The sequence below is a fragment of the Algoriphagus sp. genome (assembly GCF_024305035.1).
In the GTDB taxonomy this organism is placed as follows: Bacteria; Bacteroidota; Bacteroidia; order Cytophagales; family Cyclobacteriaceae; genus Algoriphagus.
In genome coordinates, this window is record NZ_JAMWZB010000003.1 from 1 (window position 1) to 25,342 (window position 25,342).

General features: G+C 41.0%; 17 protein-coding genes. 12 read left to right on the forward strand and 5 right to left on the reverse strand.

Going from position 1 to position 25,342, the window contains the following annotated elements; translation table 11 throughout:
- Positions 1 to 149 precede the first annotated feature (149 nt).
- Positions 150 to 1,226 carry a cytochrome d ubiquinol oxidase subunit II gene (gene cydB, locus Q0L00_RS01925; protein WP_297335174.1) on the reverse strand — a complete coding sequence of 359 codons (1,077 nt, stop codon included), beginning with the start codon at positions 1,224 to 1,226 and terminating at the stop codon, positions 150 to 152.
- A 2-nt stretch (positions 1,227 to 1,228) separates the two neighbouring features.
- The gene (locus tag Q0L00_RS01930; protein ID WP_297335175.1) at positions 1,229 to 2,623 is read right to left on the reverse strand and encodes a cytochrome ubiquinol oxidase subunit I; all 1,395 of its coding nucleotides are present in this window, start codon (positions 2,621 to 2,623) and stop codon (positions 1,229 to 1,231) included.
- A gap of 289 nt (positions 2,624 to 2,912) precedes the next feature.
- Here Q0L00_RS01930 and Q0L00_RS01935 point away from each other — a divergent pair, with 289 nt between their 5' ends.
- The gene (locus Q0L00_RS01935; protein ID WP_297335176.1) at positions 2,913 to 3,560 is read left to right on the forward strand and encodes a Crp/Fnr family transcriptional regulator; all 648 of its coding nucleotides are present in this window, start codon (positions 2,913 to 2,915) and stop codon (positions 3,558 to 3,560) included.
- Here Q0L00_RS01935 and Q0L00_RS01940 read toward each other — a convergent pair.
- From Q0L00_RS01940 to leuS, 3 genes are all read right to left on the reverse strand, one after another.
- On the reverse strand, positions 3,553 to 4,596 hold the full coding sequence (locus Q0L00_RS01940; protein WP_297335177.1) for a glycosyltransferase family 4 protein: 1,044 nt from the start codon (positions 4,594 to 4,596) through the stop codon (positions 3,553 to 3,555). The two genes, Q0L00_RS01935 and Q0L00_RS01940, sit on opposite strands and share 8 nt — an antisense overlap.
- On the reverse strand, positions 4,593 to 4,904 hold the full coding sequence (locus Q0L00_RS01945) for a hypothetical protein (RefSeq protein WP_297335178.1): 312 nt from the start codon (positions 4,902 to 4,904) through the stop codon (positions 4,593 to 4,595). The genes Q0L00_RS01940 and Q0L00_RS01945 overlap by 4 nt, the downstream gene beginning before the upstream one ends.
- An 84-nt stretch (positions 4,905 to 4,988) precedes the next feature.
- Positions 4,989 to 7,763, reverse strand: coding sequence for a leucine--tRNA ligase (leuS, locus tag Q0L00_RS01950; RefSeq protein ID WP_297335179.1), 2,775 nt, complete (start codon positions 7,761 to 7,763; stop codon positions 4,989 to 4,991).
- Positions 7,764 to 7,935: 172 nt separating this feature from the next.
- Between leuS and Q0L00_RS01955 the strand changes: the two genes are divergently transcribed.
- The 11 genes from Q0L00_RS01955 to lpxB all read left to right on the forward strand — a co-directional run bounded on the left by Q0L00_RS01955 (position 7,936) and on the right by lpxB (position 25,308).
- Positions 7,936 to 9,525 carry a peptidase dimerization domain-containing protein gene (locus Q0L00_RS01955; protein WP_297335180.1) on the forward strand — a complete coding sequence of 530 codons (1,590 nt, stop codon included), beginning with the start codon at positions 7,936 to 7,938 and terminating at the stop codon, positions 9,523 to 9,525.
- A 158-nt stretch (positions 9,526 to 9,683) separates the two neighbouring features.
- A complete protein-coding gene (locus tag Q0L00_RS01960) occupies positions 9,684 to 10,139 on the forward strand; it encodes a GNAT family N-acetyltransferase (protein WP_297335181.1) in 456 nt (151 codons plus the stop codon).
- A 163-nt stretch (positions 10,140 to 10,302) separates the two neighbouring features.
- A complete protein-coding gene (locus Q0L00_RS01965) occupies positions 10,303 to 10,929 on the forward strand; it encodes a 7-carboxy-7-deazaguanine synthase QueE (protein ID WP_297335182.1) in 627 nt (208 codons plus the stop codon).
- A 4-nt stretch (positions 10,930 to 10,933) separates the two neighbouring features.
- On the forward strand, positions 10,934 to 12,853 hold the full coding sequence (locus Q0L00_RS01970; protein WP_297335183.1) for an OmpA family protein: 1,920 nt from the start codon (positions 10,934 to 10,936) through the stop codon (positions 12,851 to 12,853).
- 438 nt (positions 12,854 to 13,291) lie between these two features.
- On the forward strand, positions 13,292 to 16,264 hold the full coding sequence (locus Q0L00_RS01975) for a TonB-dependent receptor (RefSeq protein ID WP_297335184.1): 2,973 nt from the start codon (positions 13,292 to 13,294) through the stop codon (positions 16,262 to 16,264).
- A 13-nt stretch (positions 16,265 to 16,277) separates the two neighbouring features.
- A complete protein-coding gene (locus Q0L00_RS01980) occupies positions 16,278 to 17,735 on the forward strand; it encodes a RagB/SusD family nutrient uptake outer membrane protein (RefSeq protein ID WP_297335185.1) in 1,458 nt (485 codons plus the stop codon).
- A 14-nt stretch (positions 17,736 to 17,749) separates the two neighbouring features.
- A complete protein-coding gene (locus Q0L00_RS01985; protein WP_297335186.1) occupies positions 17,750 to 18,604 on the forward strand; it encodes a hypothetical protein in 855 nt (284 codons plus the stop codon).
- A gap of 124 nt (positions 18,605 to 18,728) precedes the next feature.
- Complete coding sequence (locus Q0L00_RS01990) at positions 18,729 to 22,163, forward strand: S8 family serine peptidase (protein WP_297335187.1); 3,435 nt, start codon at positions 18,729 to 18,731, stop codon at positions 22,161 to 22,163.
- Positions 22,160 to 22,861 (forward strand): hypothetical protein, encoded by a 702-nt coding sequence (locus Q0L00_RS01995; protein ID WP_297335188.1) that lies wholly within the window; start codon positions 22,160 to 22,162, stop codon positions 22,859 to 22,861. The genes Q0L00_RS01990 and Q0L00_RS01995 overlap by 4 nt, the downstream gene beginning before the upstream one ends.
- Before the next feature lie 127 nt (positions 22,862 to 22,988).
- Positions 22,989 to 23,408 (forward strand): 6-carboxytetrahydropterin synthase, encoded by a 420-nt coding sequence (locus Q0L00_RS02000; protein WP_297335189.1) that lies wholly within the window; start codon positions 22,989 to 22,991, stop codon positions 23,406 to 23,408.
- A gap of 778 nt (positions 23,409 to 24,186) precedes the next feature.
- Positions 24,187 to 25,308, forward strand: a complete 1,122-nt coding sequence (lpxB, locus tag Q0L00_RS02005; protein ID WP_297335190.1) for a lipid-A-disaccharide synthase — start codon at positions 24,187 to 24,189, stop codon at positions 25,306 to 25,308.
- Positions 25,309 to 25,342: the final 34 nt, after the last annotated feature.

Genomic DNA, 25,342 nt, shown 5'->3' on the forward strand with positions numbered 1-25,342 from the left:
CCCAAATTCAAAATCTCAGTCCTCCTTTCAATTATTCTAATGCATAATTCGGGTTTATAGCTATTTTCTATGTTCCATAAAAAAAAATCAGACATTCGAAGATGACTGATTTTTAATTAGTTAATCGTGATTTTTATTCCCGGTTTTATTTAATAACTACTTTCATCCAGTTTCACTTTTCCCCGATATGTCCAATAAATGATGATGGTGTAGGAGGCGACAAAAGGAAGACCAAACGCAGCCAAAATAGCCATAGTTTTCAGAGTATAAGAAGAAGAGGCAGCATTATAAATATCCAGATTGTAGGTAGGATCAAGGTTGGAAATCATCATATTGGGAAAGATACCCAGAGCAAACAGTAAGACAACGGCGGCAATCATGCTCGAAGAGGAAATGAAGGCCCAGCCTTCCCGGCCTTTGGCCATCATTCTCGGAATATTGGCTATCGCTAAAATATTAAGCAAAACCATAGTCCAAGCAACTACCGAAATCAAGGTTTGATGACTTTCTATTAACTCGTGCTTGCTGCCTGGAAGATCAATTTTGCCAAATGAAAAATTAGCAATCATCTCAGGCTTTAAATAAATCGTCAAACCTGAAAACAGTAGGTAAAAAACCACAAATATCCAGTAGTTCACTTTGATCCAGCCTTGTACTTGTTTTTGAAGATCTCCTTCAGTTTTCATATTGAGGTAGATCCCTCCATGTAAGGCAAACATAATCAACGCGAAAAATCCGGCAGTCAGGGAATAGGGATTGAGTAAATCAAAGAAGGTGCCTTGGTACTCCATGTCGCTCCCGATGGGGAAACCCATTACCACATTACCGATAGCTATTCCGAAAAGTATCGTGGCCACGATCGATCCGATAGAAAAACCTCCGTCCCAAAAACTCCTCCATCGAGGATTGGCTTCTTTACTTCGAAATTCGATAGAAACCGCCCGAAAAATTAAGGCGATCAATAAGAGCATAAATGGCAAATAGAAACTGGAAAATGCGGTAGCATAGACATTTGGAAATGCAGCAAACAAAGCTCCTCCAGCAGTAATCAACCAAACTTCATTACCATCCCAAACAGGCCCAATTGCATTCATCAAAACACGACGGTTGTGATCACCTTTACTGCGCAAATGGAGTATACCTACTCCTAAATCAAACCCATCCAAGATCGCATAGCCGATCAAAAGAATTCCTACCAAAATATACCAAACAACGTTGTAATCCATAATTAATTCGGTTTTATGACGTCCATGCGTTCAGACTTTTTATGGTATCCAGCTTCCACCCCGCTGGAAAGATGATCGGGCCCATGTTTAATTTCCCGGTCCAACACATAGAGCCAAACGAAAAACAAAAGGATATACACCAGCACAAATAGTACAAGTGAGATCATTACTTCAGGAGCTGAGATGGATTTTGAAACTCCTTCGCTCGTCCTTAGCAATCCTTGTACAATCCAAGGCTGCCGACCTCGCTCTGCGGAAACCCAGCCCAGTTGATTGGCCATGACCGGAAGTGCCACAGCTGGAATGTAGAGTTTGATTAGCCAGGACCATTTAGGCGTAAAGAGCTTTTTTTTCCAAAGTAAAAATAGGCTTAATAAAGTGGCCCCGATAAAAAGCATTCCTAAGGCTACCATCAGGTGATAGCTTTGGAAAACCCCATTGACTGCAGGCCAATCTTCTTTTGGAAATTCCTCCAAGCCTTTTACCTCTCCACCAAAATCTCCATGAACCAAGAAGCTGAGCATTCCCGGAATAGCAATCCCTGAAGTTTCTTGTGTCTCAGGGTTCGTCCAACCAAACAGGTAAAGTGGTGCGTTGGTTTGAGTTTTATATAATCCTTCGAAAGCGGCAAGTTTTGCAGGCTGCCATTCATTGACAATTTTAGCATGCTTGTGACCGATAAAAGGCTGTGCCAAGGACGCCACGGCAGCAAGCCCCAAGGCAATAGCAAAGGATTTTTTAGCAAATTCCACATGCTTGTTTTTGATCAGATAATAAGCCGAGACACTCAAGACCAAAAAGGCGCCCTGTATCCAAGCCCCGAAAATCACATGGGTAAAACGGACCATTGCAGAAGGGTTGAAGACCATTTCCCAAAAATCCGTGATCACTGCACGCCGAATCCCATAATCGACCACGATCTCATAAGCAACGGGGGTTTGCTGCCAGCTATTAGCCACAACGATCCAAAAACCCGATAGCATACTTCCTAGGGCGACCATGATGGTGGAAAAAAGATGCATTCCCGGCTTGACGCGATTCCAACCAAAAAGCAAAATAGCCAAAAAACCAGATTCCAAAAAGAAGGCAAAAATCCCTTCCGCAGCTAAAGGGGAACCGAAAATATCGCCCACAAACCGGGAATAGGTGGACCAGTTGGTGCCAAATTCAAATTCCATTACGATGCCAGAGGCCACACCGACCGAGAAGTTTGCTGCAAATATTTTGATCCAAAACCGCGTAATTTTTTCATAAATCTTCTTTTTGGTGATCAAAAAGAGGGATTCATAAATTACTAGCAATAATCCCAATCCGATACTAAAGGGTGGGAAAATGTAGTGGAACATGATGGTAAAGGCGAATTGAATCCGCGAGAGCGTTTCGACATCCCAGTTCATTGCGTTGTTTTTTTAGATTTTTTATAAGTCCAAAAAGCTATTCCAATAAAGATGAGTCCAAAAATTATTTTTAGAATTTTGCTTGTATCAAACCTACCAATGGAGTCTACCAAGAAAGGAAGCCGGTCAAAAACTCGAAAAAGGAGCATTAATCCCAGTCCAGTCAAAAAAAGAATTTTTACCTTTCCATTCATTGTTTTTGTCTTCTAGTTGGAACAAACTGACACAAAATTAGCTTAGAAAAAAAAGTCGGTGGTGACCCATGTCACCTTCTTGAAATTTACTCAGCATGATGGAAAAAATGAAATCAATTCCCAGTTTTATTCAGGATCATTTTTTTAGTTTTCAGCCCGAATTGGTCTCTGAAATAAAGGCTTGTGGAAAGTTGATTACATTTCAAGCCGACGAATTGATGATGGATATTGGGCAAAAGGTGGAGATTATTCCCTTAATCGTTTCCGGATCGGTGAAGGTTTTTCGAGAAGATGCGGATGATCACGAGCTTTTTATGTACTACCTGCGTGCTGGTGAAGCTTGTGCGATCACGATGATATGTTCGGCACGCGAAGGCTATTCAAAAATAAAGGCGATTCCGGAAGAGGAAACAACCGTTATTGCTGTTCCTATTTCCAAGCTTGACGAGTGGATGATCCAATACAAAACATGGTATTATTTCGTGATGGATACATATCAGGATCGATTTGAGGAATTGCTGAAAGTCGTCGATGGGATTGCCTTTCACCAAATGGATGAGCGCTTGATCGAATACTTGGAAAAGAATGCCGAAGCCAGTCAGCGTAGGGTGGTAAATAAAACCCATCAGCAGATGGCTCAGGAACTAAATTCGAGTAGGGAAGTGATCACTCGATTACTGAAAAAACTTGAGCAGAGAGGTAGGGTAAAAGTCAGTCGAAATCAAATCGAATTACTTAGCTAATCAAATTCAAGGCCTTTAAAAGGGCATTTTTTCTCAGTTCAAAAGAAAACAAGCGGACAATTCGGTCAGTGGCTTTTTTTGAAAGTGAGGGAATTCCCTTGTTCAAAAGTTCAAGGATTTTAGATTCCAAAAGGATAAGGTCTTTTTGAGTAAGAATCGCCCCCGTATCGCCAATAATTTCAGGAATTGCCCCAACGGCCGAACCGATGGGTACACACCCGCAAGCCATGGCTTCTCCCAAGGCATTGGGAAAACCTTCCGAGGTGGAGAGCTGAAGATAGAATTGATGGGAATTATACAATTCCAAGAGTTCGGAAGGATCCATTTTATCTAAAATAGTCACATTCTTATTTGGTGATAAATAGGTCGAGTCACCCACCAAAGTAAAGCCCCAATCCCCATGTTGTTTTGCCAAGTTCTCAATCAAATCATAGCCTTTTACCTTGGCACGGGCAAGATTAGAAGTGCCTGTAGCCACAGAGAGGAAACTTAGTGGCTTTCGTTCTTTTCCTAAATCCCTCCAAAAACCGGTATCAAATCCGTTTGGAATAACTTGAATAGGAGTACGCAAGTCAGGAATCAAATGGAGTAGCCCTTGTTTGGGGTTGATCTGTGGGTCGTAGGCATAATTCTGCTTGAGCAAAGCCTCGGCTACAGGCAAAATCAAAGAGCAATTTTTAAAGGAATAAACCGTGGCAATTCGAAGCCATTTTTTCCGGAAATTCCCATAGCCAATCTCCGGCATGTTCATGCAGTCTGTGCCACCGGCCTGAATCGTACACTTTTTTCTAAACACCTTCCCAAACCAAACTGGCAAGACACTGTGATAGCCTCCAAAAAAACAGAGATATTGACTCGTCCGTGGCAAAAACCAGAGCAATTGAAAAAACTGCAAAATGAAATATACCGGTAGCTTGATGGGGCTTTGCGTAAATTCCAAAGGCTTGATTCCAGAAGCCGGCCTGATCATTTCTAAATCACGGTCGATGAATGACGTGTGGACAGGGAAGGTGTACAGGATCATTTTCCCTTTCATGGAAAAGGTTTTTCTAGGAAATCATAAATCAATTCTTTGGTTTCACCTCCTTCATTTTTGAAGTATGAATTTTGAATCGCTGAATGTTCTAATAAGTTAACTTTCCTTCCAATAAAGTCTTCTAATGTAAATAGTACTTCGAAGAACTTACTGGAAAAACCTAAACTATAGTTTCGATCAAATTCAACCGGATAAACCATATCGAGTTCATTATTAATGGTCGAACAAAGTACCGAATCGCCCTTTTCCACTTTAAATTTCTTACAAAGGGAATTGAGTCGATCATTATTTTTTTCGAATAAGTTCATTAATCAAATATAGGTTGATTCCCATAAAACTAAAAAAGGCCCAATTTTATGAAATTGAGCCTTTTGATACGCTTACATAAGGTTTTATACTACTAAATTCACAATCTTACCGGGAACAACAATCACCTTTTTGGGAGCTTTGCCCTCCAGCCATTTTTGTACGTTGGCATCGCTTAGTGCAGTTTTTTCAATTTCTTCTTTGCTAAGCTCAAGACTCAAGTTGAGTTTTGCACGCATTTTTCCATTGATCATAACTGGATATTCGAAATTGCTCTCGACTAAATACTCTTCTTTGAATTCAGGGAATCGAGCAGTCGTGATTGAACTTGAATGACCCAATAATGACCAAAGTTCTTCAGCGATATGCGGGGCATAGGGAGAGATCAAAATCGCCAGAGGCTCCAATACTTCTCGCTTGTTGCATTTGAGTGCTGTCAGCTCATTGACACAAATCATAAAGCTGGATACCGAAGTGTTGAAGGAATAATTGGCCATGTCTTCTTCCAGCTTCTTGATGGCTTTGTGCAGAGCTTTGAGTTCTTCTTTGCTTGCTTTTTCATCGGAAACGGCAAAGTTTCCTTTTCCGTCATGATATAGGTTCCAAAGCTTTCGTAAGAACTTAAATACCCCATCGATCCCGTTTGTGTTCCAAGGTTTAAATTGCTCCAAAGGTCCCAAGAACATTTCGTATAATCTTAACGTATCTGCTCCATATCGCTCAATAATATCGTCTGGATTGACCACATTGTATTTGGACTTGGACATTTTCTCCACTTCCGCTCCACAAAAATATTTTCCGTCCTCCAGGATAAATTCGGCATCTGCTAAATCTGGTCTCCAAGCTTTAAACTTATCTAGATTCAATTGATCGTTATGAACAATATTCACATCCACATGCATAGCGGAAGTGTCGTATTGATCTTTAAGTCCGAGACTTACGAATTGGTTGGACCCTTTTATTCGATACACAAAATTCGATCTTCCTTGAATCATCCCTTGGTTGATCATCTTTTGGAAGGGCTCATCAATACTTATTACGCCTAAATCAAATAAGAACTTGGTCCAGAAGCGGGAATAGAGCAAGTGACCTGTTGCATGTTCGGATCCTCCGATGTACAAGTCCACCGCTCCCCAATAATCGGTTTTGGTTTTGTCCGCGAAAACTGCCTCATTCCTGGGATCCATGTAGCGGAAGAAGTACCAACTCGATCCTGCCCAACCCGGCATAGTTGAGAGTTCCAATGGATACGCACCATCAGCGGTTTTATAGGTCCAATTTTTTGCTCGGCCTAGAGGAGGCTCTCCATCCTCTGTAGGCAAGTATTTATCTACTTCAGGTAACACTAAAGGCAGGTCTTTTTCCTCAATTAAATAAGGCAAACCATCCTTAAAATAAACAGGAAGAGGTTCGCCCCAATAGCGTTGACGGGTGAAAATTGCATCCCGCATTCGGAATTGAATTTTGCCTTTTCCAATTTCTTTTTCTTCCAAAAATTCGATGGCCTTTCCCATGGCTTCTTTCATGTACAATCCGGATAAAAATCCAGAATTGATAATCAAACCGCCTTTTCCCGGGAAGGAACCATTTTCCATCGAGCCTTCGATGACTTGTCGGATTTCCAGGCCGAAGTGTTTTGCAAAGTTATAATCGCGCTCGTCATGGGCTGGCACGGCCATCACGGCGCCAGTGCCGTATCCAGCCAAAACGTAATCGGCAACCCAAATCTGAATTTCTTCTCCATTAAATGGATTGATGGCGTAGGATCCGGTAAAGGCGCCGGAGATGGTTTTGACATCACTCATTCGCTCTCGCTCTGAGCGGTTTTTGGCAACTTGAATATAAGCTTCGGCGGTGTCCCGCTGATCGTCTGTGATAAGTTCTGTCGCTAAATCCGACTCAGGAGCCAATGCCAAATAAGTCACGCCATAAATCGTGTCGATTCGAGTGGTGAAGACTTTAATTTTTTTATCAGAATCTTTGACTTGGAATACCATTTCAGCGCCGATGGATTTTCCGATCCAGTTTCGCTGCATTTCCTTAATGGGTTCGGACCAGTCCACTTTTTCAAGTCCCTGTAAGAGTCTTTCTGCATAAGCAGTAATACGCATAGACCACTGCATCATCTTTTTTCGCTCTACTGGATGGCCTCCTCTTTCAGAGAATCCGTCTTTAACTTCGTCGTTGGAAAGTACTGTACCCAAAGCAGGACACCAGTTGACCGTAGTCTCAGCTAAGAACGTCAATCGGTATTTAAGTAGCATTTCCTGCTTTTCCTTTTCAGAAGAAGCATTCCAGTCCAAATCGCTAAAAGACGGGGTATCCTCATCGCATACTGCTTTAACTTTGCTATTTCCTTCCTTTTCAAATCGGGAAATAAGGGAGTCTATAGCCAAAGCTTTGTCTTCATCAAGATCATAGTAGCTGTTGAATAGCTGCATAAAAATCCACTGCGTCCACTTGTAGTAAGCAGGGTCGGAGGTGCGGATTTCCCGATCCCAATCGAAAGCGAAGCCGATGTTTTTCAGCTGCTCAGTATATCGGGCAATGTTTTTCGCTGTGGTGATCGCAGGGTGCTGTCCGGTCTGAATGGCATATTGCTCAGCGGGTAAACCAAAGGAATCATACCCCATGGGATGGAGGACATTAAAGCCTTTGAGTAGCTTAAATCGACTGACAATATCCGAGGCGATATACCCCAGCGGATGTCCGACATGGAGGCCAGCACCTGAGGGGTAGGGAAACATGTCAAGGGAGTAAAATTTGGGACGATTAGGGTCCACTTCAGCTTTAAATGTGCCTTTTTCCTTCCAATAGCCCTGCCATTTTTTTTCGGTTTCCCTGAAATTATACTCCGCCATAATTGTGATTTTCTTTATTTTTAAGCTAAACGCCTGCAAAAATAGAAAAATCAAGTGGCTTTGGTAGTCAAATTTTCAATTCCTGTCGTGTTCTTATTTTTCCGCTGGTCAATTTTGTGAGGAGATTCGGGAGCTTTTTGGTAATTTCCACTGGATCAATTAAGCAAATCAAATGACAAAAAAGGTACTAATTAGCCTGAGCTTACTTTTTGGAGTAAGCTTGGTGTCTATTGGGCAAAAGAAATTTTCTCCCAAACAAATCGAGGCCCTAAAAATCGAAGCGGCTCAAATCGTTCAAGACAATCACAAACAAAGTCAAGTGATGGTAGATAAGATTTTCAGTTTTGCTGAATTGGGTTTCCAAGAAATCGAATCTTCCAACTACCTGAGTGGAATCCTAGAGGAAGAAGGGTTTACCATTGAGCATGGTATTTCTGGAATTCCCACAGCTTGGTGGGCCACTTGGTCCAATGGAGAAGGTCCTGTAATCGCACTGGGCTCAGATGTGGACAACATCCCTAAAGCTTCACAATATCCCGGTGTGGCTTATCATAAACCGATGGTCGAGGGTGCGCCAGGTCACGGAGAGGGGCATAATGCGGGTATTCCTTTAAATATCACGGCGGCACTGGCTGTAAAGCAAATCATGGAGCGAGAGAATATCGGAGGTACGTTGATTCTTTGGCCGGGAATCGCAGAGGAGTTGGTGGCGGCAAAAGCTTGGTACACACGGGATGGTTTATTTGACGGGGTTGATCTGTGTATTTTTACCCATGTTTCCAATAATTTGGGAGTGAGCTGGGGACAAGCAAATGGAACAGGCTTGATTTCAGTAGAATACACCTTTTCAGGAGATGCTGCACACTCTGCTGGGGCACCTTGGAGAGGGAAAAGTGCTGCAGATGCAGTGGAGCTCATGAATATAGGCTGGAATTATAAACGGGAGCATTTGCACCCACTCAAGCGCTCTCACTCGGTCATTACCGATGGGGGAGATCAACCGAATGTGGTTCCTTCGAAGGCTTCCATTTGGTATTATTTCCGAGATGTGAAGTACGATGGCATTATGGAAATGTACAAACAGGCGAATAATATAGCCAAGGGTGCCGCTTTAATGACCGAAACCACGATGGACTACAAGGTGTTGGGGACCGCATGGCCCAGGCATTTCAATAAAACCATTGCAGAAACGATGCATGCTAACATCCAAAAAGTAGGATTGCCAGACTGGGATGAAAATGATCAGACCCTAGCTAGGGCGGTACAAAAGGAAATGGGTTCTGAGGAACAGGGGTTGGCTACCGAATTGGTTGATTTGGGAGTTCCTTCTGAAGAAATCCGAAGTGGAGGCTCCGATGACATTGGAGATATTTCTTGGGTAGTTCCCACTGTAACCTTACGATTTCCATCCAATATACCTGGATTGCCGGGGCATCATTGGAGTAATGCGATTGCGATGGCCACTCCGATTGCCCACAAGGGGGTAACTCAAGGCGCCAAAGTTGAAGCCATGACAATTTTAGACTTTTTGCTTCAACCTGAATTAGTGGATCAGGCCTGGGATTATTTCAAAAATGTGCAAACTAAAGAGGAAACCTACAAGCCAATGATTACCGCAGAGGATGCACCACCGATTTATTTGAACGAAGGGATCATGAAACAATTCCGACCCGAGTTGGAGAAATTTTACTATGATGAGACAAAGTTTGATACCTATTTGGAGCAGTTAGGAGTGACTTATCCGACCCTCAAAAAAGATTAAAACAGCTGATTTTAGATGAATTTCATTTCCCGATTTTTTCGGGTTGATTTACCGACATATTCTGTGCTTCAACCTTAGTCTTCCAAGTGGAACCTGTGGAGATTAGGGTTGAATTGCTTTTCTTTACCTTTAGTTGCAATGCGTCAATCAAAAATCGAATGGAACAAAATCAACTAAGTTTTACTATCAGAGAAGCTTCCCCCGGTGAATTACTCTGGGTGCATGGGCGCATTCCAGAGTTTTTGGGTAAGGAGGTCTCATTGAATTTTTACACTGATCGATTAAAAAATCGGCATCATTTAGCTTTGGTGGCTGAAAAGGAAGGGGAGTTGCTTGGGTTTAAAGTTGGATACCAAGATGAAAAGCCTGCAACTTTTTATTCTTGGATGGGAGGGGTAAGACCCGAGTTTCGAAAATTTGGAATTGCCACCGCTCTGGCAGAGTATCAAGAAAAATGGGCCAAGAAAAATGGGTATACCTTTATTTTTTTCAAAACCCGCAACCGCTTGCCCCCCATGATTAATTTCGGATTGAGTCGTGGGTTTAAGATCATCGAAGTAATTAGAAAAGGGGGAGTAGAAGATTACCGGATTGTCATGAAAAAGGACCTATAAATTTGGAGCCGATTTTTTTTGAGTTTAGAACCAAAGAATAGGGTGTTGAAAATCATTCAAATTAACAGGACCTATGTCCAACCTGATTTTGTGCCGCGAAACTTTAAATCTATCTTTGCCCCTCATTTAGCGGTCGAATCACCCGCTTCAACAAAAATTCAACATGACTACCCAAGAACTCATTGCCGCAGGGCTTCAGCTTCCATTAATGGAGGCATTCTATACGATACAAGGCGAAGGTAAATTTACCGGGCATCCGGCTTATTTTATCCGCTTAGGTGGCTGTGATGTGGGATGCGTTTGGTGCGATGTCAAAGAGTCTTGGGAAGCCGGAAAATGGCCTATTGTAGGCATTGAGGAAATTGTTAAGGGCGCTCTGGTACATCCAGCAAGGTTGGTTGTCATTACCGGAGGCGAACCTTTAATGTATAATTTGGGCCCATTGACTGAGCTTTTAAAAGAAAAGGGATTTACGATCAATATTGAGACTTCCGGAGCGCATCCGTTTTCGGGTAATTTTGATTGGGTTTGTTTTTCTCCCAAGAAATTTAAAAAGCCACATCCCTCGATTTATGAGCAAGCCGATGAACTGAAGGTTGTGATTTTTCATTCTAGCGATTTTGCTTTTGCTGAAGAGCATGCAGAATTTGTAAACCCCAGCTGCGATTTGCGGCTTCAACCCGAATGGAGCAAGGCAGAACGTTTCCTCCCAGAGATCATTGAGTACGTTAAAAATCGGCCATTTTGGAAAATATCCCTACAAACTCATAAATTTATGGATATTCCTTGAGTTCATGCGCCCTGTTCTACTGTTGATTTGTTTCTTACTCTTAAGCTATTCTACTTATAGTCAGAGTTATTCGATTATTGATGGAAGAGCAATCCGGTTTTTTACTGAGGCCGAACAGCTCCTTAATGAGCGAAGATATGAGGAAGCGGAGGAAAAATATCGGGATGCAATCAAGCGTGAAGGATCATTTTTAGAAGCGTATGTCAAATTATCTCAGCTTTTAATCACACAAGGGAATTTGGAAGAAGCTGAGTCGGTTGCAGTCCTTGGTAAAAATAGGCTTTCCGGAAAAAATGCGACACAAAAACACCTCGTGGATATCGGTTGGGTTTTTACTAACCTTTATTTGAAAACGGGTAAATTTGATCAGGCCTTAGCTCAATTTAAAGAAATTGATCCCCTTTTTGAGGACAGTTTTCGGGCTAACATGTATTATAAGGACATGAAGGCCCAAATGGATTTTTTGGAGCAACATCTCGGTATGGTAAAAGATATTCAACGCGAACAATTAGCCGAACCGCTGAATCAGTTTCAGTTGCAGTATTTTCCCGTGATGACAGCAGATGGCGTTCAGATTCTTTTTACCAAACGGGATGGAACGGGCAATTTTGATGAGGAGGATATTTACACTTCCTACGTCACTACCAGCGGAGGTTGGTCTCCCCCAGAAAGCATCGCATCTACGATCAATTCACCTTATAATGAAGGGACCTGTACAGTGACCGCTGATGGTAATATTTTGATTTACACGTCCTGTGATGCTCCGGATTCAGAGGGAAGTTGCGATCTCTATGTGTCCTACAGGGAGAACGGTCGTTGGTCACGGCCAAAGAATATGGGCAAAGAGGTGAATTCTCGCTCTTGGGATTCTCAGCCTTCTTTATCTGCCGATGGGCGGATTTTGTTTTTTTCTTCTAATCGTAGAGGAGGTTTTGGGGGGAATGATATTTGGTTTACGGTAAGAATGTCGGATGGATCCTGGTCAGAAGCTAAGAATTTGGGGAATGTGGTCAATACAAGCAAGGATGAAATTTCACCCTTTATGTTTTTTAATAATGAGATTTTGTTCTTCTCCTCGGATGGGCATCAAGGATTTGGTGGAAAAGATATCTTCTTATCCCGAGTGGATGAGGGAGAATTTCAAGAACCAGAAAACCTAGGACTACCCATTAATGATCATCAAGATCAAGTTGCCTTATTTATTACTGCGCAAAAAGATTTTGCCTATTACTCAGAAATGACCTCCTCCCCAGCTGGAGATCGGTCTCTTTTATATCGTTTTCCATTCCCTGAGGAAATTTACCTCGGTGATAATCTTATTGTAACTGGGGGAAGAGTACTCAACTCGAAAACTGGCGAGCCTGTGGATGCGACCCTGTCTTTAGTCGCACTGACCAATGACAGCACACTGTACGAGTTTAAAGCTGATGGCAAAACGGGAGACTTTATGATGCTCTATCCAGAGAAATCAATTTCCGGATTGTATGTGGAAAAGAAAGGCTTCTTGCCCAAAATTTATAATGTAGAGCGGGATTCCATTCAAAATGTAGAAGATTTGAAAGTGGAATTGACTCCGATTGCAGCGGGGGAAGAATTTGTTTTTGAGAATGTCTTCTTTGATTTTGATAAATACGAGCTCAAACCTGAATCAATGAGTTCGCTTACACGCTTGGTCAAGTTTTTGGAAGAAAATCCCAATGTTAACATTATGATATCCGGTCATACCGATAATATAGGCTCAGCGGGATATAATAAGTTGCTCAGTTTACAACGAGCAAAATCAGTTCAGACCTATTTGGTATCACATGGAATTCATGAAGCCCGGGTAGCCACCGAGGGCAAGGGAGACACCAATCCTATGGTACCCAATGACAGCCCCAAAAACCAAGCTTTAAACCGAAGAATCACTATCCGGGTTTTATAAATGTTTTGCTATTTTCCGATTTGATCTATGCTAAAAAAACCAGCTATTTTTTATGATAAATTATATAAAATTCTAGTTAAGTGAGTTTTTTAGTATATTTTTTGATAAAAAAGGGGTTTTAAATCATGTATTATTTGGGAAAATATCTTTTTTTTGAAATAAAAAATTGTTGAGAAAAAAAATCCTCAATATGGCATAAAATAACTGTTGATGTATTTAAAATTAACTTTTGTTAACAATGGCTTAATGAGAATAATTTTTGGAAGAAAGGCCTGATAATCATAATTTACAAAATTTAATATTGTTTTTAACCTATTTCACTTATTAAAACTTCTATGTTTAGGTCAATTCTTTTGTGAATTTTCTCTGTGTGCCTCTTGGGATATTCGAAGATATAAGATATCATTGAGACTAATTTAAACCATAATCAAACCAAATATGAGGAAAGTTTTACTTCTAGGACTCATGCTGTTTTTGGGAAGTGCTGTTGCATTTGCTCAAAGCCGTGTGATTACTGGTACGGTTACCTCCACGGAGGATAACTTAGGAGTACCAGGAGCGACTGTTCTGGTTAAGGGAACTACGATTGGTACTGCCACAGATCTTGATGGTAATTATTCAATCAGTGTACCTGCCGGAAGCAATGTGTTGGTTTTTACCTTTGTGGGGTTAAGGCCACAAGAGGTGACTATCGGAAATCAGACTACAATCAATGTAGCGCTGGAACCGGATGTTCAGGCTCTTTCGGAGTTTGTGATCACATCTTACGGTGATCAATCAAAAAGAGAAATTACTGGTGCGATTGCATCAGTTAAAGGGGAGATCTTCCAAGATTTGCCTATGCAATCATTTGACCGCGCAATGCAAGGTCGTATTGCAGGTGTTCAGGTAACTTCTACCTCTGGTCAACCAGGAGGTGCCTTGAACGTACGAATTCGAGGTGAAGGTTCAATCAACGCGGGCAACGACCCATTGTACATTGTAGATGGTGTGCAGGTGGCTAACGGAGGTCTTTCCGGTCAAGGTTCTCAAAATGCCTTGGCGTCTATCAACCCAAATGATATCGAATCTATTGAGGTGTTGAAAGATGCTGCTGCTGCTGCAATCTATGGAGCACAAGCAGCCAATGGGGTAGTTTTAATTACCACCAAAAAGGGAACTAAAGGAGCAACTAAAACAAGACTTTCTGTACAAGAAGGGATTGTTCAACCTTTAGAGCTTTACGACATGATGAATGCGAATCAACTGGCTACCATAAAGCGTGATGCTTATATCAATGCGGGGTTAAATCCGGCTTCTGCTGCTGCTACTTATGGTAATCCAGAGGATCCAAATCTTCAGTCTTACGATTGGGTAGACGCACTTTACAGAACGGGTCGATTGAGTGTGTATGATCTTTCCGTATCCGGAGGTGATGAGAAGACTACTTTCTTCCTTTCTGGTTCTTACACTAAGCAACAAGGACAAATTATTCGTTCGAACTATCAAAGAGCTACCGGACGTTTGAACTTGACGCACAGACCCAATAAAAAATTGACGGTATCTGCTAATTTGTCGTTGGCATTCCAAAATACCAACGGAACAATTGATAGAGGGAACTTCGTGAATGGTCCATTTGTGGCAGGATACGCAGCAAGACCCAATGTGCCGATTTACAATGAAGATGGGACTTTCAGAAATTACCCTTCCAACCACTTATTTGGTTACAACATTGTTCAGGGTGTAAACCAAGAATTGAGAAGTGGTAAAACTGTACAGACAGTATCCAACTTGCAGTTGAATTATCAAATTGCTCCATGGTTGAGCTGGACCTCCTACTTCGGAATTGATTTCTCCGATAACGCCGATATCAACAACCGACCTTCTACTATTGCTGCATTCTCCTCTTATGGTGGAGCATCTGTATTTACCGGAAGAAGAAATACCAACTTGAACACCAACCATAACTTTAACTTCAATAAGAAGTTCAATGATGTGCACACAGTTTCAGGTATCCTTGGTTTTGAATACAAAGGAGCACAGTCTGACCTGCAGTCGGCTACAGGTCGTGGATTTCCTAATCCTACTTTGATTTATTTACAGAATGCGGCAACCCCGTTTGCTGTAAACTCAAACTTTACGGAGTACAAGCGTGCTGGTGTATTCGGACAAGCTAAATACGATTACGACGATCGTTATACCGCAGACTTTACTTTAAGAAGAGACGGTCACTCTCGATTTGGAGAGCAAAATAGATGGGGTACTTTCGGTGCTGTTTCTGTGGGATGGAGACTTTCTTCAGAATCCTTCCTTCAGGATGTGACTTGGTTAGACAATTTAAGATTTAGAGGGTCTTATGGTATTACCGGTAACTCTGAAATTGCCAACTTTGCTTCTCGCTCTCTAGTTGGTTCAGGTGGCCAGTACCTAGGTGGTGGAGCCTTGACTCTTTCTCAATTGGGTAACGATTTATTGACTTGGGAAGAAGCAGAAACTTTTAACTTCGGATTGGACTGGACCTTGTTCAATGGAAGAATTATTGGTACAGTAGATGTTTGGAGAAAGAATTCAAATGCGCTTTTGTTTGACACTCCTTTACCAGTTGATTCTGGGTTCGGAGAAATTTCCAGAAATACTGCTGGTGTAAGGAACCAAGGAATCGATATTGATTTACAAACTGTAAATATTGTTGCTGGAAAATTCCAATGGAACACTGGCTTTAATATTACATTCCAAGACAACGAATTAATGTCACTTTATGACGGTCTGGATCGAATTGGAAACGATTTAATTGTAGGAAGACCAATTAGATTCTGGTATGCAAATACTTACTTAGGTGTTAATCCTGCCAATGGTCGTCAAATGTTTGATGATTTGAATGGAGGTTATACCTATGTTGCAGGTCAGTCTACTTTAAGTTACATAGGAAGTGCAATTGCGAAAAGCTTTGGAGGGTTATCAAATACACTCACCTATGGTCCAGTTTCCTTGGAAGTTTTCTTCCAGTATCAATTCGGTAATCTTGCATTTAATGCAGATATTTACAATCACGGAAATTGGGGTTCAGGAACGGATAACTTATTTGTTAATCAGTTGGATTACTGGAAAGAGCCAGGAGATATTACAACCGTAGGTCGTCCTTTTGAAGGAGGTCAAGCTCCAGGTACATCTAACATTAGCACTTATTCTACTCGGTTAATTAGTGATGGGTCTTACATTCGTTTGAAGCAAGTAACTTTAAACTATACCCTACCTGCCGTAGCAGCTAGCAAAATAGGGATGCAAAGTGCCAGCTTGTTTGTACAGGGTTTGAACTTGGCAACCTTTACTAAGTACAATGGAATTGATCCTGAAGCGAATTCACTTGGAAATACTTATGGATCTTACCCTAATGCGAAGCAATTTGCTGCTGGTATCAATCTTAACTTCTAATTAAGAGACAAGAATGAAAAAATATATAAAAATCCTAACCTTAGGCGGAGCACTAGCAATGAGTGCATGTTCTGACCTATTGGATACCGAGCCAAGACAAAGTTTAACCCCTGAGTCGGGTTTTGCTGATGCATCGGGTTATCAGTCCTTGGTTTTGGCAACTTATGGAAAAGTAAGAAGCTTTAATTATTATGGACAAACCATGATGATTGCTCCTGATATTTTAGCTGATAATCTAAGAATTATTGCAAATACAGGTAGATATATTGGTCAAGAAGCAAATGCTGATCGTGCTCACATCAACTTGTGGGACTTTTCAAATACTAATAATTTCAGAGGCATTTATTCTGGAATTAATGAGGCCAATATTTTATTAGAAGGAATTGAGGAAGTTGAAGGTGATGAAAGTTTAAAAAACAGAGTAAAGGGTGAAGCCCATTTCCTTAGAGCATTATTCTACTTCGATCTTTCAAGAGTTTATGGATACGAGCCAGGTAGAGAAGTGAATGGATGGGATAGATCTGTGATTATTAGAACTACTCCAACCCTTGGTTTTTCTGATGCTGATTTCAGAGCAAGAGCTAGTAATAGAGAAGTTTATGACTTGATAGAGTCGGATCTTCAAACTGCTATTGGACTACTTCCTACAGCTGAGACAGGTACTTCAGCAGTGTATCGTGCATCTAAAGGAGCCGCAGAAGCCCTTTTGGCAAGAGTTTACCTTTATGATGCTAAGTATGCTGAAGCTGCCGCCATGGCTACTCAGGCGATGGCTACTTTTGGGTTAAGTGATTCAGGTGAAGGCTTGATGTCTCCTACAGAATATGTTGCAGGTTTTTCTACTTTCCCTAATCCAGAGTCCTTGTTTGAGATCGAAATTCGATCCAATGATTGGTCTACGGTAGATGGTGTAAACAACTCTGTTTGTTCCTTAACTTCCAATGTGTTTTCTTCCGCTCAATTTATTGTAACGGCCTCTGATGAGTTGCTTGCAACTTATGAAGAAGGAGATGTTAGAAGAGATACGTGGACCGCTACCACCCGATCAGGCGCTGATGGTACAGTGTATCGTTCTGAAAAGTGGACTGGTTCTAAAGGGGATTTCTTAGAAAACCTACCGATCATTCGTGCCGCTGAACTTTATTTGATTAGAGCTGAGGCTCGATTCAGAACTGGTGATGCTGCTGGTTCACGAGCTGATCTATCTGCGCTTCGTACCAATAGAGGTCTGGAAGCAGTTGAAAGCGGAGTTACTGGTGATCAATTATTCAACCTGATTCTTACCGAGCGAAGAGTTGAGTTTGCTCTAGAAGGACATCGTTTTTTTGATTTGAAGCGTAATGGTTTGGATATTACCAAGCACGCTAATTTCGAGGATGTACCTTATTCTGATTATAGAATTTTAGCTCCTTTGCCTCAGGAAGAGTTAATACTTAATGAGACTTTGGAAGATAACCCAGGCTATAACTAAAACTGGAATACAATATGAAATTTAATAGAATTTATACATTAATTGCAGTTTTAGTTGCCTCTTTGACAGCGACTGCATGTTTTGACGATCCAGGAACGGAGACCTTCTTTGGGGGTAATTACGTTGAATTCAACGATGCGAACCTTCCCAATGGATTGATTTCCCGTTTTGTGAGATCAAGTGATACGCAAACTGATGTGGTGGATGTTCAGTTGAACAGAGTTTCTACTAACGGATCTGGTGCGATCACCGTTAATATTGAAGTGGACCCTGCTTCTACTGCTGTAGAAGGTGTGCATTATGAGCTTAATGCTACTTCTGCCACCATGAACGCAGGAGAATTTGTGAGCACTATTCCAGTTACCGTTTTAACAGGTAATATTGATCCATCTGAAACTCCTGACTTAATCTTAAATATCAGCAGTGTAACTGGTGCTGAAGTTTCTCCAAACTATGGTAGCCTTACCATACCTATTCGTGTAATCTGTCCTTCTGAATTAGCGGGTGAGTACACAGTATTTTGGGAATTCCTCCAAGTTGGGGATGGCGATGGTGGAGCTAGTCAAACTGCTTCTAATCTTGTTTTAAGTGATGACCCTGTGACGTTTGAAGAAATAGGTGCTGGCTCGTATAATATGGACGATATGTCATTTGGTCTTTATTCAGGAGTTTATGGCGACACTTCCCCAACTGGTCGTTTGAATGATAACTGTGATGTTTTGACAGGTGCGTCTTCTAATCAAGACCAATACCAAGATCCATTCACCATTAACGGTGTAGTGCAAGAAGATGGTACCCTTCGAATTGAATGGAGCAATACTTATGGAGATGGAGGTACTGTTATCCTTACTCCTGTGGAGGAAGCGTAAATATATTCGCTAAATATTGAATTGAATAAATGTTAAAATAGGGGCTTCATGCCCCTATTTTTTTAAACTTTTATTAATTTCCTACGGTTTTTTATATACAAAGAAAAAGTTAACTATGCGAAGTATGAAATGTCTGCTTTTACTGTTGGGCATGTTCCTTTCAGTAGCCTACGGGCAGCAGGTAGTAGGGCAGGTGCAGGGAAATAACCAGAACTTTGAAACGTTCAAGCAATCTTTTCCACGGCTATTTGAATCTAAAAATTTGGTCTTAGAAAAGGCCAAACAAAGGGGAATACCTGTAACCCTCCAATTACCCAATAATATTCAAGCAGAGCTCCAGTATTTTGATGAAACCGATTCTCCGATTTACTACACCATTTTTAACTCAACTGCTGCGAAAACAACCGGTGCAAATGCACTTCAGCCGGGAGGAGAATTGAATTTAAACCTAAGTGGTCAAGGAATGACAGTGGGGATTTATGATCAAACCCGACCCAAACCTGATCATGTTGAATTTGAAGATCGCTTGACTCAAGTGGATGGGTCGACCGAAACGATTTCTAATCACGCTACTCACGTTTCCGGAACTATTTTAGCTGCTGGAATCAATGCGAGCGCCCGCGGAATGGCTTATGACGCCACAGGTTGGTCTTTTAATTGGGAGAGTGATTTGTCAAAAATGAATGGCAATGCCTTTGACCCCGAAACCAAACCAACTGGACATATTTTATCTAATCATTCTTATGGAAATATCATTGGATGGTATCGAAATGCAAGTAATAACTGGGTGTGGTCCGGCAATCCATCGATAGATGAAGATGAAGACTATCGATTTGGCTTTTACAGTGCCAAAAGTAAAGGTTTGGATGATTTGATGGTTGATAAACCTTATTACACCATTGTTTGGGCGGCTGGAAATGATCGAAACGATGCAGGGGATGGAACGCGAAATCCAGATGGACCCGATGATTCCATTGGACCTGAGGGAGTAGCCAAGAACGTGATCACGGTAGGTGCAGTAAGTGGAGTTCCGGAATATGCAGGGCCTGAAGATGTTCAAATTAGTAATTTTTCAAGTTGGGGTCCGACTGATGATGGCAGAATCAAGCCTGATATCGTTGGTATGGGTGTAAGTGTTTTTAGCACCGCCATAGCTGATGGTGGTTCCTCAGATAGTTACGCATCTCTGAGTGGAACATCCATGGCTTCCCCTAATGTTACCGGATCACTTCTGTTGCTTCAGCAGCTTTTTAATGAGCGGAATAATGGAAGGTATATGCGGTCTTCCACTTTGAAGGGGCTAATGATTAATACCAGCAAAGAGGCTGGAAACAATCCCGGGCCGGATTACATTCATGGCTGGGGACTTTTAGATGTCAAATCTGCAGCCGAAATTATTCTCAATGAAAATGGTACTTCACAGTTTATTCGAGAAGAACTTTTGGAGGAAAATCAAAGCTATGAATATGAATTTCTTTCCGATGGAATTACTCCGATCCGAGCTACAATTGCTTGGATAGATCCTTCCGGTACGCCTCCTTCACCTTCTCTTAATCCTGAAAATTTGATGCTTGTCAATGATTTAGATATGCGGATCATCGATGAGCAGGGAAATGTTTTTTATCCTTGGACACTCAATCCGGAAAATGGGCCCAATGGAAGAGCTACGCAGGATCAGGATAATTTCCGGGACAATGTGGAGCAGATACAAATTGATAATCCTACTTCGCAGCGTTATAAGTTAATCATTAATCATAAAGGAGCTTTGACGAATGGTCAGCAAGAATTTTCACTGATTTTCAAAGCGGGGATAATTGATGGGGCAGATGAAACCTTATATTGGATTGGTGGGGAGTCCGGTGATTGGAATAATCCTGAGAATTGGTCATTGACGCTGGGAGGAAGTTCGGCAAATCAAATTCCCGATGGAGGGACCCGAGTGGTTTTTGAGGGGACTAGCGGTCAGTCAGAAGTTAGTTTGTCCGCTAATTCGGAGGTATTTAGTATCAATTTTTTTGGTAATCAATTGGTCAATCTCAACTTAGAGGGGAATACCATTAACATTTTAAATGGATTGCGGATTAGTAATCAGATTACCTCAATCACCAATGGTACATTGCTTTTTGAAAATTCAACGGATAATCAACAATTGATTGAACTCGGTCAGTCCGCATTGGATAATGTTGCCATTGAGTTTGGGAGTGGATCTTGGCGAGTGATTTCTGCAGATCATTTGGACCGAATTTGGATTGAAAATTCGCGGGTTCAGTTTGATATTCCGATCATTAGAGCTACCGAACTTGTTCTTCAAGGGAACGCTGTATTGCAGGGGGATTTTGATTTAATCGAATTGGAAGGTGATTTTCAAGCGGGTCCAGGTACCGTGATTCGTCAGGGGACCTATCTAAACTTTATTGGGAATTCAGGTGAGTTTGAAAATAATTCCTCAAATCAACTGATTGATCTTGCTGCTTTGTCTGGTTCCTATAGGTTAACAACAGGCGGCGTAAGTGAATTAACAATAAGTAATGCAACCGTGTTAGTGAATACAGAGTCCCTTAGGATAAACCGATTGAGATTGGGGCAAGCGGCCACGCTTAATTTAGGAGATACGGGCGAACTTATGGTTGTTGAAGAGATGGAGTCTATCGCCGAGTCATCTGAACCCTCTCTCATCCGAGCAAATACAAAAGGCAAAATTGTGCACACAATTTACCGAAAGTATTGTTTTGAGAATATCGGAGTCCTTAATGTGGATTTTGAAGGGGAGGCTATTGTGAATTTAGGATCGGGTGCAGTCATCGAAAATTCAACAGGATGGCTAGCACAAAATTGTGATGATGTACTATTTGCAAACTTTAGCGTTTCCTTTGCCTGTGTGGGTGCAGCAGTAACTTTTGAGAATTTAAGTGAGGGACTAGCGGAGGAGTTTTCATGGAATTTTGCTGATTTGGGATCTTCCTCTTCGGAGCATCCGATTTTTGTGTTTGATTCTCCAGGAAACTATTTGGTTTCTCTTGAAGTTTCAAATGAGACAGGATCAACGGTTTATGAAGAAGAGATTGAAATTCTGCCCAATGAACTTACCAAACCGGTAATCGTTGCTAATGGAACTACCCTGACTTCTCAACAGCCAGGTTCTTCCTACCAGTGGTATCTTAATGGAGAATTGATCCAAAATGCTACTAGCAGGTCACTAAATGCCTCAGAGGATGGAATCTATCAAGTGGCTATTTTTAATGAATTCTGTAATAGAATTTCAGATCCAGTAGTCATATCCGCACTTCCTGATCAAGAAGCCGAATTAGGGCGGTTGGGGATATTTGTCGGTCCAGTTCCATCCGAGAACAATGTATCGGTTTCCATTACTAATGATTACCAAGGACCGGTTCAATTAGTTTTAATGGATATGGCTGGTAGAACTTTCAGGAAAATTGATGCGAGTAAAATTTCGGATAACCTAGAAATTGAACTAACTTTACCATCTAACCAAGGAATATATCTTATTCAAATAGTAACCAACAATTTAACCGTACACAAGAAAGTAATTAAACAATGAAAAAGTTTTTGATAGTAGTAGGCTTTTTGGCTTTCAGCCAGGCTTCATTTGGGCAAATTTCAAATATAAATATGAATGGAGCTCCTGCAAGATTAAACAGTTATAGTGAGATAGAGGGTTCACCCTATCTTTTTGAAGATTGGGCAAAAGCAGACATTGGACTAAGTAACGCGGGATTGAAAGAAAATGTCGCCTATAAGTTAAATATTCATGATAACGAACTTGAAGTAATCAATGAGGCTGGTAACAAAATTTACCTCAATAAAGAGTATATTGAATATGCCCTATTAGAGCGTCCAAGTATCCTTTTGGCAGAAGGCGAAGAGGGTATGCTGACTAGGCTGCTTTTTAAAAAAGGGTACGATATGATTAAGGGAGTGAAAGAACAGGAGCTTGTTAATGTCATTGCGGAAGGTAAAAAGTATGATCTGGTTCGTAGATTTTATTCCGATCTAGTGACTCCTCCAAAAAATTCGTATGCACCCACGGCTGGAAGAATGTTTGTGTTCGAGGAATCTTTTTACCTAATCGACAAAAACGATAATGTTTCAAGTGTAAGAAACAGAACCAAGAATATTGTCAAGTCTTTAAATAAAGAAGATCAAGATGTGGCTAAGAAGATTATTAAGGAAGGTAATCTAAATCTATCTAGAGAGGATCATATCGTGATTTTCTTTCAGAAACTGAATGAAGCCTAATTATACTTCCTCTCGTTGAGAATGAAATAAGCTCGGTGAAAATCGGGCTTATTTCATTTTCCACCAGTTGAGTAGTGGTTTTCAATCTCTTTTCTTTTGACTAACTTGCGCCGAATTTGAAGCGCTGATGATTTACGTTTGCAGGAAAGAGCATTTTAATGCCGCACATAAGCTTTGGAACCCCAATTGGTCAGAGGAAAAAAACTTTGAGGTCTTTGGTCCTTGTGCCAATATCAATTGGCATGGACATAATTTTGAACTGATCGTCACCGTAAAAGGGCTTCCCGATCCGGAAACCGGCTTTGTTGTAGATCTCAAACAATTAAGCATGTTGATCAGGAACCTTGTTATCGACAAAGTTGATCACAAGAATCTCAATCTTGATGTGGATTTCATGCAAGGCAAAATGGCATCTTGCGAAATTTTGATTATGGAGTTTTGGAAGATTTTGGAGCCTGCTGTCAAAGAAATCACACCAAATGGGGGGCTTTATAAATTAACACTCTACGAAACTCCTCGGAATTTTGTAGAGTATTTTGGGGATTGATTCCCATTTTTTATTGCAGAATGTACCAAGAAAGAATGGTGCTGTGAATGGTAAACTGTGAGACTCGGTCCTTTGAGGACTTAGCCCGTATTATGCATTTGGATATGTAAAGAGCCTTCAAGCTCCAATATAATCCGCAATCTGCACATGCGGTAAAGCACCGCATCCGCAATGGAATTAGGTGGGAAGAAAAATTAATTTTCAAGAGCCGTAGGCTCGCTAGATGAAATCTGAGACCTATTTCGGTATCGAAAATAATTAAAATCTATGGCTGACTGGTGAGTTGATCTTTGAGTTTTTCTGCGTTTTTCTAATTTTAAACCAAATTTAGTCAATTGATGGATTGAGTTGATTTTGTTATAAAATTCCTAGATCAAAAGATAGATAACTTGTCTCGAGTGCTTACTATAGGTTTCTTCTTGATTTTCAGGTGGCTGTTCCTTCAATAGTAACTTTCCGTTACTAATCCAATACCCCGGATCGCTTATTTTGGTAGTTTGCAACTTACTGGAGTTTTGGAAGTAAAAGGATGGGTTCCTCGATTTATCTCGAATTTGATCGGTCTTAATGCAGAGGAATTAAAATGTGGGCTTAGCTAGAAAAAGCAGTTGTTTGAGGATTAGTTACTGAACAGGAAATCCAAAAGATTTGTGAAATATGTGGTTTTTTTAATCGTAAATTGAAGGCTAGGTTTACTAAATCAGATTTATTTTGCATCAAGTATGGATGAGGTTTTTCGGCAAACCAATTAAGTAGTACTATTTACCCTTATAAAATTTTGAAAAGAATTTACATCATCTCTGGAGAACGCTCAGGTGATTTACACGCTTCCAATTTGATTTTGGCTTTGAAAGAACGGAGCCCCAATTTGGTGTTCCGAGGTATGGGAGGAAGTTATTCTAAACAAGCAGGAGTTGAATTGGCTGTAGATTATTCCGAGGTGGCTTTGATGGGGTTTTTGGAAGTGGTTTTGGGTTTTCGTAAGGTTCTCAAATACCTGAATCTAATCAAAAGTGATATCCTTCAATACAAGCCTGATGCCATCATTCTAGTGGACTATGGGGGCTTCAATATGAAAATTGCCCGATTTGCAACCCAGCAACAAATTTCCGTTCATTATTACATTCCCCCCAAAGTTTGGGCTTGGAATCAAAAAAGGGCCTATAAGTTAAAGGCTTTTACCAATCATATCTATTCCATATTACCTTTTGAGCCGGACTTTTTTACACGCTTCGATTTAGAGGTGCACTATGTGGGCAATCCGCTTTTAGATGAGATTCGGAAGTTTAAACCCCATGATTTCTTCTTTCAAAAAAATGAGTTAAGCTATCAACCGATAATAGCGCTTTTGCCCGGAAGTCGGAAGCAAGAAATCTTGGGTATGCTTTCCCGAATGGTGGATTTGGTTTCTAAATTTCCCCATGCACAATTTGTGGTCGCAGGGGTTAAATCACTTGACTCGAGTTTGTATTTTTCTGCCCAAAAAGTAGGGATAAAAGTGGTTTTTGATCAAACCTACGACCTGTTATCCCATGCCACTGCCGCCGTAGTCACTTCCGGTACAGCAACCTTGGAAACCGCTTTATTCCGGGTGCCTCAGATTGTCGTCTATCGGACAAGTTCAGTTTCCTATGCTATCGCGAAAAATTTGATTAAGGTTCCTTTTATTTCTCTAGTCAATTTAATTGCGGATAAATTGGTTGTCAAAGAGTTTATTCAGCAGGATTTTTCGGTCCATAATCTGGAGTTAGAATTGAGACAGATTCTTTCAGACCCTGTTTATAGAGGTCAAATGCTTCAAGGTTATGATTGGATCAAAGAAAAAATCGGTGATCAATCTGCTTCTCAAAAAACAGCTGAATTGGTTTTAGCCAGTTTGGGACGTGTAAAAAGTAATTAAATCTTTTTTAAGGATATTTAGGGTATTGTTTTGG

What these genes read in the sequence shown, in the direction of transcription:
- cydB (WP_297335174.1), bottom strand. Translation starts at nt 1,226, where the DNA reads ATGGATTACAACGTTGTTTGGTATATTTTGGTAGGAATTCTTTTGATC.
- Q0L00_RS01930 (WP_297335175.1), bottom strand. Translation starts at nt 2,623, where the DNA reads ATGAACTGGGATGTCGAAACGCTCTCGCGGATTCAATTCGCCTTTACC.
- Q0L00_RS01935 (WP_297335176.1), top strand. Translation starts at nt 2,913, where the DNA reads ATGATGGAAAAAATGAAATCAATTCCCAGTTTTATTCAGGATCATTTT.
- Q0L00_RS01940 (WP_297335177.1), bottom strand. Translation starts at nt 4,596, where the DNA reads ATGAAAGGGAAAATGATCCTGTACACCTTCCCTGTCCACACGTCATTC.
- Q0L00_RS01945 (WP_297335178.1), bottom strand. Translation starts at nt 4,904, where the DNA reads ATGAACTTATTCGAAAAAAATAATGATCGACTCAATTCCCTTTGTAAG.
- leuS (WP_297335179.1), bottom strand. Translation starts at nt 7,763, where the DNA reads ATGGCGGAGTATAATTTCAGGGAAACCGAAAAAAAATGGCAGGGCTAT.
- Q0L00_RS01955 (WP_297335180.1), top strand. Translation starts at nt 7,936, where the DNA reads ATGACAAAAAAGGTACTAATTAGCCTGAGCTTACTTTTTGGAGTAAGC.
- Q0L00_RS01960 (WP_297335181.1), top strand. Translation starts at nt 9,684, where the DNA reads ATGGAACAAAATCAACTAAGTTTTACTATCAGAGAAGCTTCCCCCGGT.
- Q0L00_RS01965 (WP_297335182.1), top strand. Translation starts at nt 10,303, where the DNA reads ATGACTACCCAAGAACTCATTGCCGCAGGGCTTCAGCTTCCATTAATG.
- Q0L00_RS01970 (WP_297335183.1), top strand. Translation starts at nt 10,934, where the DNA reads ATGCGCCCTGTTCTACTGTTGATTTGTTTCTTACTCTTAAGCTATTCT.
- Q0L00_RS01975 (WP_297335184.1), top strand. Translation starts at nt 13,292, where the DNA reads ATGAGGAAAGTTTTACTTCTAGGACTCATGCTGTTTTTGGGAAGTGCT.
- Q0L00_RS01980 (WP_297335185.1), top strand. Translation starts at nt 16,278, where the DNA reads ATGAAAAAATATATAAAAATCCTAACCTTAGGCGGAGCACTAGCAATG.
- Q0L00_RS01985 (WP_297335186.1), top strand. Translation starts at nt 17,750, where the DNA reads ATGAAATTTAATAGAATTTATACATTAATTGCAGTTTTAGTTGCCTCT.
- Q0L00_RS01990 (WP_297335187.1), top strand. Translation starts at nt 18,729, where the DNA reads ATGAAATGTCTGCTTTTACTGTTGGGCATGTTCCTTTCAGTAGCCTAC.
- Q0L00_RS01995 (WP_297335188.1), top strand. Translation starts at nt 22,160, where the DNA reads ATGAAAAAGTTTTTGATAGTAGTAGGCTTTTTGGCTTTCAGCCAGGCT.
- Q0L00_RS02000 (WP_297335189.1), top strand. Translation starts at nt 22,989, where the DNA reads ATGATTTACGTTTGCAGGAAAGAGCATTTTAATGCCGCACATAAGCTT.